General features: G+C 44.0%; 14 protein-coding genes. All 14 read right to left on the bottom strand.

All coding sequences use genetic code 11. The features are described 5' to 3' along the window. Positions 1-12: 12 nt before the first annotated feature. The 14 genes from KIH87_RS15810 to fliL all read right to left on the bottom strand — a co-directional run bounded on the left by KIH87_RS15810 (position 13) and on the right by fliL (position 11,967). Positions 13-759: a protein phosphatase CheZ gene (locus KIH87_RS15810; protein WP_232358818.1), complete on the bottom strand. Its 747-nt coding sequence runs from the start codon at positions 757-759 to the stop codon at positions 13-15. Between the two features lie 35 nt (positions 760-794). Next, the gene (gene cheY, locus KIH87_RS15815) at positions 795-1,178 is read right to left on the bottom strand and encodes a chemotaxis response regulator CheY (protein WP_232358819.1); all 384 of its coding nucleotides are present in this window, start codon (positions 1,176-1,178) and stop codon (positions 795-797) included. A gap of 46 nt (positions 1,179-1,224) precedes the next feature. Further along, positions 1,225-1,950: an RNA polymerase sigma factor FliA gene (locus tag KIH87_RS15820; protein WP_232358820.1), complete on the bottom strand. Its 726-nt coding sequence runs from the start codon at positions 1,948-1,950 to the stop codon at positions 1,225-1,227. Next, positions 1,947-2,813 (bottom strand): MinD/ParA family protein, encoded by an 867-nt coding sequence (locus KIH87_RS15825; RefSeq protein ID WP_232358821.1) that lies wholly within the window; start codon positions 2,811-2,813, stop codon positions 1,947-1,949. Before KIH87_RS15825 ends, KIH87_RS15820 begins: the two co-directional genes overlap by 4 nt. Then, complete coding sequence (flhF, locus tag KIH87_RS15830; protein WP_232358822.1) at positions 2,810-4,216, bottom strand: flagellar biosynthesis protein FlhF; 1,407 nt, start codon at positions 4,214-4,216, stop codon at positions 2,810-2,812. The genes KIH87_RS15825 and flhF overlap by 4 nt, the downstream gene beginning before the upstream one ends. A 25-nt stretch (positions 4,217-4,241) precedes the next feature. After that, the gene (gene flhA / locus KIH87_RS15835; RefSeq protein WP_232358823.1) at positions 4,242-6,341 is read right to left on the bottom strand and encodes a flagellar biosynthesis protein FlhA; all 2,100 of its coding nucleotides are present in this window, start codon (positions 6,339-6,341) and stop codon (positions 4,242-4,244) included. Positions 6,342-6,521: 180 nt separating this feature from the next. Next, positions 6,522-7,646, bottom strand: coding sequence for a flagellar biosynthesis protein FlhB (gene flhB / locus KIH87_RS15840; RefSeq protein WP_232358824.1), 1,125 nt, complete (start codon positions 7,644-7,646; stop codon positions 6,522-6,524). Between the two features lie 12 nt (positions 7,647-7,658). Next, positions 7,659-8,438 carry a flagellar biosynthetic protein FliR gene (gene fliR / locus KIH87_RS15845; RefSeq protein WP_232358825.1) on the bottom strand — a complete coding sequence of 260 codons (780 nt, stop codon included), beginning with the start codon at positions 8,436-8,438 and terminating at the stop codon, positions 7,659-7,661. A 6-nt stretch (positions 8,439-8,444) separates the two neighbouring features. Then, a complete protein-coding gene (fliQ, locus tag KIH87_RS15850) occupies positions 8,445-8,714 on the bottom strand; it encodes a flagellar biosynthesis protein FliQ (RefSeq protein ID WP_232358826.1) in 270 nt (89 codons plus the stop codon). Positions 8,715-8,724: 10 nt separating this feature from the next. After that, on the bottom strand, positions 8,725-9,456 hold the full coding sequence (gene fliP, locus KIH87_RS15855; RefSeq protein WP_408635819.1) for a flagellar type III secretion system pore protein FliP: 732 nt from the start codon (positions 9,454-9,456) through the stop codon (positions 8,725-8,727). A gap of 25 nt (positions 9,457-9,481) precedes the next feature. Beyond that, the gene (fliO, locus tag KIH87_RS15860) at positions 9,482-9,784 is read right to left on the bottom strand and encodes a flagellar biosynthetic protein FliO (RefSeq protein ID WP_232358828.1); all 303 of its coding nucleotides are present in this window, start codon (positions 9,782-9,784) and stop codon (positions 9,482-9,484) included. Positions 9,785-9,908: 124 nt separating this feature from the next. Then, complete coding sequence (fliN, locus tag KIH87_RS15865) at positions 9,909-10,346, bottom strand: flagellar motor switch protein FliN (protein WP_232358829.1); 438 nt, start codon at positions 10,344-10,346, stop codon at positions 9,909-9,911. 21 nt (positions 10,347-10,367) lie between these two features. Next, on the bottom strand, positions 10,368-11,426 hold the full coding sequence (gene fliM / locus KIH87_RS15870; RefSeq protein ID WP_232358830.1) for a flagellar motor switch protein FliM: 1,059 nt from the start codon (positions 11,424-11,426) through the stop codon (positions 10,368-10,370). 19 nt (positions 11,427-11,445) lie between these two features. Then, complete coding sequence (gene fliL / locus KIH87_RS15875; protein WP_232358831.1) at positions 11,446-11,967, bottom strand: flagellar basal body-associated protein FliL; 522 nt, start codon at positions 11,965-11,967, stop codon at positions 11,446-11,448. Positions 11,968-12,062: the final 95 nt, after the last annotated feature.

Genomic DNA, 12,062 nt, shown 5'->3' on the forward strand with positions numbered 1-12,062 from the left:
TATCAGTTCCCCCTAGAAACCCAAGCTTGAAAGAAGATCGTCAACATCATCCTGACCAGTCACAACATCATCTCGGCTTTCGGCGTCAATAATAGGACCTTCAGGAGATTGGGCTGCTTTCTCTCTCTTTTCTTTTTTAGAGGTTTCACTCACCTCTGGCTCACCGAACACTTTTAATACGTTAACCAGGCTGTCTTCAACTTCCTTCACCAACTCAATAACTCGGCGAATGACCTGACCGGTTAAGTCCTGATAGCCTTGAGCCATCAACACTTCAGTTAGCAAGCCTGTTAATTGGGAAGAGTCATTACTGGACTCTTCCAGAAACTTATCAACACTATGGCATAATGCTTTAAATTCACCCAATTCCAATTGGCGAGACATGAGTTTCTTCCATTGGGGAAGAATACCATTAATATCAGCGCACATTTTCTCGGCAATGGGCATACTACTTTCAACAGCATCCATGGTTTGGTTCGCTGCCTGCTCGGTAGTTTCAATAACATAGTTTAGACGAGACTGAGCATCGGGAATGTCTTCTGTCGCCAAGTCAGCAATTCGAGAATCAATGTTGAAACTATTCAATGAATCGTGCAACTGGCGTGTCAATTTTCCGACTTCCGCAAACAATTCCATGGAATCCTGAATTTTAGTCGCTTCCAACAAGGCGGTGGCGGCATCGTTGTCGCCAGCTTCCAAAAACTCAACTAATTGTTTGGCGTCGTCTAACGACATAGGTGCATTTGTAGCGGAGCTCATAAGACTTCACCTCTGTATTGCAGGTTCAGCCGGAACTAACCCAAGCGCTCAAAAATTTTGTCAAGCTTTTCTTTCAAGGTCGCAGCTGTAAATGGTTTAACAACGTAGCCATTCACGCCAGCCTGAGCCGCTGCAACAATCTGTTCTTTCTTAGCTTCTGCTGTCACCATTAAAACAGGAGTATGTTTCAAATTATCATCAGCTCTGATTGCACGAAGCAAATCAATTCCTTGCATACCAGGCATGTTCCAATCTGTTACCACAAAGTCAAAATCGCCTTGTTGTAACATCGGCAGAGCAGTGCTTCCATCGTCTGCTTCTTGCACATTGGTGAAACCCAAGTCTTTTAATAAGTTTTTAATGATACGTCTCATTGTCGAAAAGTCGTCAACAACAAGAATTTTCATATTTTTATCCAAAACCGCCTCCAAAAAGGACCAGACCAACAGCTATTATTGTACTTATTTATTCTGCTTGCCAAGCCTGCATACGAGATTTAAGTCTAAGCATTGCCTGACTATGTATTTGACTGACTCGAGATTCACTGACTTCCAATACTTCACCAATCTCTCTGAGGTTCAGTTCCTCGTCATAATACAAAGAAAGTACTATCGCTTCACGCTCTGGCAAGGTTGTAATGGCATTTGCCAATGCCTTCTGGAACTCCCCCTGCATTAAATCATCCAGAGGGCGATCACTACCTTTATTATTTTCCGTTGTTAATACATCTTCCGTGACACCCAAATCTTCAATTCCCACCATTTTGCCTGAATTTACTTCATGCAGCATTTGGTGATATTCATCTAATGATACGCCCATTTTCTCGGCGATATCAGTATCTTTTGCATCGCCTCCGGTTTCGCGCTCAACAGCATGAATGGCTTCAGCTATGGCACGTCCATTTTTATGAACGGAACGAGGTGTCCAATCACCTTTACGAATATCATCAAGCATAGCGCCTCGAATTCGTATCCCGGCGAAAGTTTCAAAGCTGGCGCCTTTACTTCCATCGAAGTTACGCGCAGCTTCCAATAAGCCAATCATGCCGGCCTGAATTAAGTCTTCAACAAGAACACTGGCTGGCAATCGAGCCATCAAATGGTGAGCAATACGCTTTACTAATGGTGCGTGTTGCTCGACCAATTGCTGCTTATTATCTAATTGTTGATACGCCGCTGCTTTGTTATTCACGCTTGGTCACTTACCGCCTGTTGTTTCACCAACTGTTCCAGGAAAAACTCCAAATGACCTCCTGGTTGTGCAGGAATCGGCCAAGTCAATGCTGTTCTGGCCAAATTCATAACTGCCACAGAAGCTGGCGAATTGGGAAACGCTTCCACTATAGCTTTTTGCTTACGTACCGCCTTGCGAATATTTTCATCATAAGGAATGGTCGCAACTAATTCCAGAGCCACATCCAAAAATCGGTTTGTTACTTTGGATAGTTTAGCAAATAACTCCTGACCTTCTCGTACATTTCGCACCATATTGGCAACAATCTTAAAACGAAACACACCATGGTCACGATTTAATAACTTCATTAATGCATATGCATCGGTTAAGGATGTTGGTTCATTACAAACAACAACCAACACATCCTGCGATGCCCGGGCAAAGCTTAATACCATGCCGGAAATACCCGCCGCTGTATCAACAATAAGTACATCAACAGGTGTACGTAATTCACTAAACGCCCTTATTAAGCCAGCATGTTCTGCGGGCGTCAATTCAGTCATAGACTGTGTACCTGACGTTGCTGGCGCAATTTTAATTCCGTGAGGGCCTTCTACAAGAATTTCGTCCAGAGTACATTCACCAGACAAAACATGCGAAAGATTTTTCACTACACGCAATCCCAGCATAACATCGACATTGGCTAAGCCCAAATCGGCATCTAACACCAATACGCGTTTACCTAATTTAGCCATTGAAATAGCAGTATTCAAGGTAATGTTAGTTTTACCAACACCCCCTTTTCCGCCTGTAACGGCAATAACTTTAGTTAAGCTAGGCTGGTTCATTTTTCTCAAACTGCTTGCTTGATCCTCGATCATACTGCGACTGCTGATTGTTTAAATTGTTCTGCCGTAGTATGCGGTAAACAGTATTTTTTATAAAGCTTTGCTGCTGCCGATACCAAATATTTTGCTTCTGCCAACTTCAAATCTTCCGGAACCCGCTGCCCATCAGTCAGGTAACTCACAGGTACCCGCTTCTGAATAGCAACACTTACTGCTTCACCAAGGCTGTAACATTCATCCAACTTTGTAAATATACAACCTTTCATCATATCTTGCTGAAAAGCTGTAAAAGTTTGTTCAAGCACTTGCCTTTGAGTATTCGCCTGAACCACCAGATACATATTAATATCAGCATTTGTTTTACTGCTCAATGCTTCTAACTGTTTGATTAATCTGGTGTCTCTTTGACCAAACCCTGCAGTATCTATTAATACTAATCTCTTATTACGGAATTGATACAAAACATCTGATAACTCTTGTGCGTTTGATGCTTTTTTAACCGGACACCCCAGAATTTTGCCGTAAGTTGCCAGTTGGTCATATGCCGCAATACGATAACTGTCAATTGTTACCATAGCCACTTGATCTGCGCCATGTTTTTGTGCGAATTGTGCAGCTAATTTCGCAATTGTTGTTGTCTTACCGCAACCGGTAGGGCCAACCAAAGCAACAACACCTCCTTTTTCAAGGATATCGTTAGAGCCTGTTTTCAAGCGGTTAGCCAATAATTTAAGAATAAACAACCAGGCTTCACGCTCATCACAATTCTCAGGCGCATAGGACACAACCTCTTCCGCCAAGTCACGGTTAATTCCCATGTCTAACAAGCGAGAGGTTAAATAGGCTTGTAAAGGATGACTACGCTTCTTTTCCTGATTAATAAGACCAGATACCTGAAATTCCAAGACATCTCTTAAAGATTTTAATTCCTGGCGAATATCATCCATCGCACTGTTGCTAACAGGCTCTTGTGGCAAATCACGTTTAGTATGGGCAGACATCGCCGTGACGTTACTTGCAGGTTCTTTCGATGTGGCTACCGACATTTTCGCTGCAGCTGCTGGCTGATAGGGAGCACGTTGATTTCTCAATTCAGGCACTTCAGCATCAGCAGATTGAGTGCCTGTTGCTTTATATTGCTTTTCCAACAAGGCTTTCAAACTATCGGAGCCCGATTCGCCAATGACTTCACTTAATGTAGGCGAACGCTTTCCTTTAGGAGCGACAGGCGCTTTAGCCAATTCAGGAATAGGATTAGACGCAACTGGCTTAGGCGTACCCATTTTTGGCGCTGGCTCTTTGTCGTAAGCTGCGACAATCTCAATACCATCACCCACTTTTTTATTTGACATGATAACGGCGTCGCCACCTAGCTCTTCTTTTACCTGATTTAGAGCGTCGCGCATGTCTTTACCATAAAAGCGTCTAATTTTCATACGTCACCTTCGTACTTTGGTCAGCTTATTGCCCAATAGAGCTGACAATCTTAATTTGCTTGTCGTCAGGAACTTCTTGATACGACAACACATGCAATCCAGAGATACTATGTTTCAAGAATCGGGAGAGAACCGGACGTAACATGCCCGATGTCAATAATATGGCAGGCTCACCTTCTAGCTCTTGTTGCTGTGAAGCCTCTGATATTGAGCTCTGGAGCCTTTCAGCTAATCCAGGTTCGATGCCAGCGCCATCTTCTCCCCCAGCTTGCAACGACTGATGCAACATCTGTTCCAACTCTGGAGCCAAAGTAATGACAGGTATCTCTTTATTGCCGCCATTAACCTCTTGAAGAATCAAACGTTTCAGGGCGATACGGACTGCAGACACCAATACATCAGGGTCTTGGCTCTTAGGCCCATACTCGGACAAGGTTTGAATAATGGTACGTAAATCACGGATCGGAACACCTTCATACAATAGCGTTTGCAATACGCGCACTACGGTACTTAGAGGAAGAATGTCAGGCACTAAACCTTCAACCAGTTTCGGATTGCTCTTGGCCAGCATATCCAACAATTGCTGTACTTCTTCATAACCCAACAACTGATAAGCGTTATTCGTTAACAACTGGCTTAAATGCGTAGCCACAACAGTAGCCGCATCCACAACGGTATAACCCAATGTTTGAGCATGTTCGCGTTGCTCAGGACGGATCCAGACAGCATCCAATCCAAAGGCAGGATCATGAGTCGGTGTGCCATCCAGCTTACCAAAAACTTGTCCCGGATTAATCGCCAACTCGTCATCATGGCTAATTTCCGCTTCACCTACGCTAACACCCATCATAGAGATGTTGTAAGTATTCGGGGTTAAATCCAGGTTATCGCGAATATGTACAGGTGGAATAAGGAAGCCCAGCTCTTGCGACAATTTCTTACGTACGCCTTTAATACGTTGCAGCAATTCACCACCTTGCGCTTTATCGACTAATGGAATTAAACGATAGCCCACTTCCAAACCAATGGTGTCAACCTGTTGTACGTCATCCCAGCTAAGCTCTTTTACTTCAACCGGTTTATGAGATTTCTCAGGTAAGTTATCAGTCACAGCAGGAGCAGCTGCCGCTTTCGCAGCCTGCTTTTTATCCCAGTAAGCATAACCAGCAACCAAAGCACTAAAACCAAGGAACGCCAAATGAGGCATACCCGGTACAATACCCATCACAAACAAAATACCTGCCGTTACCCATAAAGCACGCTCATTACCTAATTGCTCTTTCATGACCGAACCCATTTCCTGGGTGTCATTCTCACGCGTTACGATAATCGCAGTAGCAACAGACAATAATAGTGAAGGGATTTGTGCAACCAAGCCGTCACCAATAGTTAGCAAGGTATAAATTTCAATCGCGTCAGAAAATGCCAAACCATGCTGGATCATGCCGATGAACAGGCCGCCAACTACGTTGATCAACATAATGAACAAACCTGCGACAGCATCACCTTTTACGAATTTTGACGCACCGTCCATCGAACCGTAAAAATCCGCTTCTGCGGTTATTTCTTCACGACGCTTACGCGCTTCATCAGAATCAATAAAACCAGCATTCAAATCGGCATCAATGGCCATCTGCTTACCAGGCATGGCGTCCAATGTGAAACGTGCACTCACCTCTGAAATACGTCCCGCACCAGCAGTAACAACCTTAAAGTTGATGATCAACAAAATGGCAAATACAACAATACCAACAGCGAAGTTACCACCAATAACAACCTCACCGAACGCTTGGATAACTTTACCAGCCGCATCACCACCTTCATGGCCTTCCAGTAATACAACACGGGTAGAGGCGATATTCAGCGCCAATCTCAATACCGTTGCAATTAGCAGAATAAATGGGAATAAGCCAAACTCGACCGGCTTCTTGGTAAAAACAGAAACCAAAATTACGACCAGAGACAGCGCGATATTGAAACTAAACAGGATATCCAGCAGGAATGCTGGCATGGGTAAGATAACCATTCCCATGATCGCCAGAAGAACAATCGGCGCACCCAATCCCTGAGTAATCTGCTTAACCTGGTTTGGATCAATTCTATTTAGGTAATTAGCCAGTTGCATAGAGGTTGTGCTTAACAAAAATTGACAAGTGTCTGGTTAAAGCAATTTACTTGCCAATTCCAGATATCAATTAAATACACAACTCCAAAGGCTTATCAGATAAGGCGTGAAGAAATATTAGTCAGGCACAATGTGCATGTAATTAATATCGTTTTAATGTAATAAACGCACTCGCGCAAATTAGTGACGTAATTCTGGCGGTATAGGAAGATCTTTCGACAAAGGCTTGGGTCGACGCCCTCTTCCTTTCTTGAATTTCTTCAACTGGAAGACATAAGCCAATACCTGTGCAACAGCCATAAACAGCTTCTCAGGAATTTCCTCATCCACTTCGGTTGTGTAATAAATGGAACGAGCCAACATGGGAGACTGAATAATAGGCACTTGATGAGCATCGGCAATTTTCCGAATATGCATTGCCAATTCGTCGACACCTTTGGCAACCACTACTGGCGCTCGATTACCATTGTCTTCATATTTTATGGCCACAGAATAGTGCGTCGGGTTGGTTACAATAACATCAGCTTTAGGCACTTCCTGCATCATACGACGAGCCGCAGCCTGAAATTGCAACCTACGAATACGGCTTTTAACTAACGGATCACCTTCAGCATTTTTACGCTCGTCCTTAACTTCCTGTTTGGTCATTTTCATTTCTTCATGATGCTTGTATTTTTGATATGGGGCATCAAAAGCAGCAATAGGAAGCATGGCGCAACAAATGATAATAAAGCTCCAACCAATTAATTCTAATGCGTGATAGATATTTCGAGGATAAAGCTCCATATCCAAATGTAGCGCTTCATCTTGAAAGAAGCTCAAAACCATATACGTAATACAAGCCACAATCACAAACTTGGCAATGGCCTTGAGCAACTCAACCAAGCCGTTTGGGCCAAACATGCGTTTAAGGCCATTGATAGGGTTCAACTTACTCATTTTGGGCTGTGCTGATTGCCAGCTCCAGTTGTATCCGCCCAGCGCGATACTTCCATAAAAACCCGCAATGGCAACAATCAACAAATAACTGATAACAGGTATCGCTATTTCAGAAAAAGCATATCCCCACGCCTGAAACATATGATTGTAATCATAGGTTTCATCCTTGGATAACGTAAACATGCGCTCCATTATCCGATACATGGCAATACCGATATCCCGCCCTAAAATAAAAAGCGTAATGGCACTAAATAGCAGAACCAATGCGGTAGACAGCTCGCGAGAGCGAGCAATTTGCCCCTTATTTCGCGCATCCTCTAACCGCTTGGATGTGGGTTCCTCCGTTTTATCATGTGTATCAGCCATTAAGCCACTCCTCTAGGTACAGACCCGTAAAAGGTTACACATTAACAGTTGAGCTCTTTCCCACTGCATCTCAAAGTGATCGGTAAAGTTACTTAAATTCACCAGAATAATGATCAGGCCGGTAATTTGAGCGATAGAAAAACCGATGGTAAAAATATTCAGTTGTGGCGCAGCCTTCGTCATTACCCCAAATGCCAGGTTAATAATCAACAAAGACACTATAGGCGCAAGAGAAATTGTCAGGGCAGAAACAAACATCCACGCCCCCCACTCTGCAATACTGCGCAATTGATCCGGCGTCCACCAACCACTTGCAACCGGGAATGCATCCAGGCTGGCAACAATCATTCGTATCATGGTCAAGTGACCATCAAACGCCCAAAACAGCAAGGTTGCTAAAATCAGATAGAACTGACCAACCGCAGGAACGTTAATGCCGTTTACAGGATCCACAATTGACGCAAATCCCAAACCTGTCTGCATAGCAACCACTTGTCCTGCCAAAACAAAGGTATTCAAGACCATGGTAGAGATAAAGCCAATGGCAATACCGATAATCAGTTGCTGAACGACCAAAACAAACGTGCCAACATTCACTAAATCTTTCACAGGCACAGGATCGATAACCGGCATAATCATCAAAGTCAAAACAAAAGTAAATAAAGCTCTGACAGGAGGCGGAATGGTTTTAGCACTAATACCAATCATGGCGCCAAACATGCCCGATATCCTCATAAAAGGCAGCAGCAAATCAGCCAAAAACTGGTTAATGGTATTTAGCGCAAAATCCATGTCGAATTACCCAACTACCTGAGGAATTCTTTCAACCATACCGATAGTAAAGTCCATGACTTTTTGCACCAGCCAATGCCCTCCCCACATCAGTGCCAATAAAGTGACAATCAGACGAGGCAAGAAGTTAATGGTTTGTTCGTTAATAGATGTGGCAGCCTGAAACACAGCCACAATCAACCCCACCAACATACTGGGGACAATGATGGCGGAAACCAGCACTATCACCATAGAGAGTGATTCTTGCAGAATTTCGACAAAGACCTCTGGACTCATAACATAGCCCTCACATTCCGAAACTGGTTGCTAAGGTTCCAAATATCAGGTTCCAGCCATCGACCAGTACGAATAACATCAGCTTAAAAGGAAGTGACACTATCATTGGCGACAACATCATCATCCCCATTGCCATTAAAACGGAAGCAACAACCAAATCCAGAATCAAAAATGGAATAAACAGCATAAAACCAATCTGGAACGCTGTTTTCAATTCACTGGTGACAAACGCCGGAATCAATACCGTCATGGGAACATCATCGGTATCTTCCACCTGATCCTGATAGCCCCCAATCTCGACAAAAGTTTCTAAATCCTTGATACGGGTTTGAGACATCATAAAGGCGCGAAGAGGCAACTTGGCCTGTTCAAATGCTTCCTTAGCCGAAATAGTTTCGTTCAAGTAAGGTTGAAGCGCATTTTCATTCATTTTGTCAAATACAGGTGCCATGATGAACATACTTAAAAACAGGCTGACCCCAATAATAATCTGGTTCGAAGGTGCCTGTTGTAAGCCGATGGCCTGACGCAATATCGACATAACAACGATAATTCGGGTGAACGATGTCATCATGATCACAAAGGCAGGAATCAATCCCAAGGCCGTCATGATAAACAGCGCCTGCAGTGACATGGTGTAATCCTGAGTTCCATCAGGATTTGTCGTCACAGTAAGCGCCTTTATCCCGGTATTAGCCCAAGCCCAATCCGGCATAGCAACCAAAATGATAGCCGTGAACATTAATAACACTGAACGCATATTCATATTAATCCTCTCTACCTGATTGAGCCTGCTTCTGGAGCAGTTGATTAAATCTGGATTTGAACTTCGCTCCCGGATTATCAGGTTGTATTGGTGTTTCCAACTTGGTTAGGTGATTGATATTGTGTGCCGTTATACCAATCAAATGTTGCTCATCTCCCACTTGTATCACCACAATTCGCTCTCGAGCCCCGGTCATCATGGAAGCGACCACCTGCATTTGAGAACTTCCGGTTTGAGTGACGTTAAACCGACGCATGAGATAACCCAACATCAAAACCACGCCAATAACCAGTACCAGTGACATAAAGACTGACACCCAAGTGCTGGCTGAACCGATAGTTTCTGAGGATTTTTCTTGTGCCAAAGTGGCGAATGGAAGGAGAACGAGAGGCGCTATACAGCATAGACCTCTCAGTATCTTATTGATTTTACTTGAGCTTTTTAATTCTTTCGATTTGACTAATAACATCCGTTAACCGAATACCAAATTTATCGTTGACCACAACTACTTCCCCATGAGCAATCAACGTGCCATTTACTAACACATCTAATGGTTCACCAGCAACGCGGTCAAGCTCCACAACTGAACCCTGGTTCAATTGCAGCAAATTACGGATGCTAATCAAACTCCTGCCCACTTCCATAGAGATGGTAACAGGAATATCAAGAATTGTATCAAGTTTACGTTTTTCATCGCCGCTCAGATGACTGTCGTCTTCCAATTCATCCAACTCGGCAGGTCTAGCACCCAGCAAATCGGCATCATCCGCATCATATCCAGATGATGAGCCTTCATCTGCTTCCGCTTCAGCCTGTTCTGCCATTGCGGCTGCCCAATCGTCCATACCGTCGTCTTCAGTACTCATACATCACCTCATGTTTTTCCATTACAAATCCTCTTCCAGGATATGTAATTCAGCATCACTGTCTATTCTGCGCCCACCTTTGGTTAACAGGTGCAGCTGAGATTTCACCGAAACAGGTCTCGGGATCTTCTCTTCAATCTTCAATGCCAGATATTCTCTGGAACGTCCCAACTTACTTCTGAATGTGGGTAGTCCTTCTATCAGCACTGTAATAAATTCCGGCATTTCGATGGGGATAATATCGCCATCTTTGAGATCCATCACTTTACCCAACGGCATACGGATATCCATCATGTGCGTACTCAGTTCAACCTGAACATCCAGAATTTCGTCACGTAGCGCTCGGCTCCAGCGTAAGTCTGTATCTTCCTTGTCACTTTGAACACCCGCATCCAACAATTCCCGAATAGGCTCCAACATGGAATAAGGTAAGGCAACGTGGAAGTCACCACCGCCACCATCCAACTCAATATGGAACGAACTGATAACCACAACTTCTGTCGGGTTAACAATGTTAGCCATTGCCGGGTTAACTTCCGAGTCAAGATACTCAAAAGAGACATCCATGACCGGTCCCCAAGCTTCTTTGTAATCCTCAAAGATAATCTTGAGTAGCATCTGAATAATACGGCGTTCCGTTGGCGTAAATTCACGGCCTTCAATCTTGGCGTGATAACGTCCATCACCACCAAAGAAGTTATCCACCAGAATAAACACCAAACGCGCCTCCATGGTGATTAGTCCTGTACCTTTGAGAGGTCTGAATCTCACCATGTTTAAACTGGTTGGAACAAAAAGCGTATGAATGTATTCACCGAATTTAATCATCTGGATGCCGTTAATCGACACCTCAGCAGAACGGCGCATCATATTGAACAGACTCACCCGCATATGACGAGCAAAACGTTCGTTGACCATCTCCAGGGTAGGCATTCGCCCACGCACGATACGGTCTTGAGAAGAGAAATCATATTCCAGTGCCGAAGAACTCGACTCCGACTCGTCGATATCCTCTTCATCGACCTCATCGACCCCATGGAGCAGGGCATCAATTTCGTCTTGTGAAAGTAAATCGCTCACGTTGCGCCTCTATTCTCTGTTACTGCATAACAAAACCAGTAAACAGTACATTCTCAACGACATCTTTACTGGCAATTTCCTGCATCGCCTTTTGCACTTCACGCAAAGACTGATCACGCATTGCCACTTTACCAACTTCAGTTACCAGGTCATCAGCACTGGAAGTGCTAAACACTCGCAGCAATGTACCCTCGATCATTGGAATATGCATTTTGGCCAGTTCTTCGTTATCCGAACCTCTAACCATCAATTGTACTTTAATCTGTACCAACCTATCTCTACCTGCGCCGGGCACGTTAAAGATAAATGGTCGTGGCATTGCAACATAAAGCGCAGTGCCAACATTCGCCCCCTGAGCACCTGGGACAGCCCCACCTTGCCCAGCATTTTGAGGCATTGCCTCAGGTACAGGTTCACTACCACCTAAAAAGAAAAATGCACCACCACCAGCAACAACAAGAACAGCAACAATAATGATGATCAACATCATCTTGTTCTTCTTGCCACCACCGTCTTCCATTTCTAATTCTTCATCTGCCATGCTTATCTCGCTAGCTATTAACTTAACTCAACAACTGTATGGGCATCAAAAACCAGCTAAAACTTAAGCAACAGCCCACAAATTCTTGTCTCGGG

The sequence above is a fragment of the Paraneptunicella aestuarii genome (genome assembly GCF_019900845.1).
GTDB lineage: Bacteria > Pseudomonadota > Gammaproteobacteria > Enterobacterales > Alteromonadaceae > Paraneptunicella > Paraneptunicella aestuarii.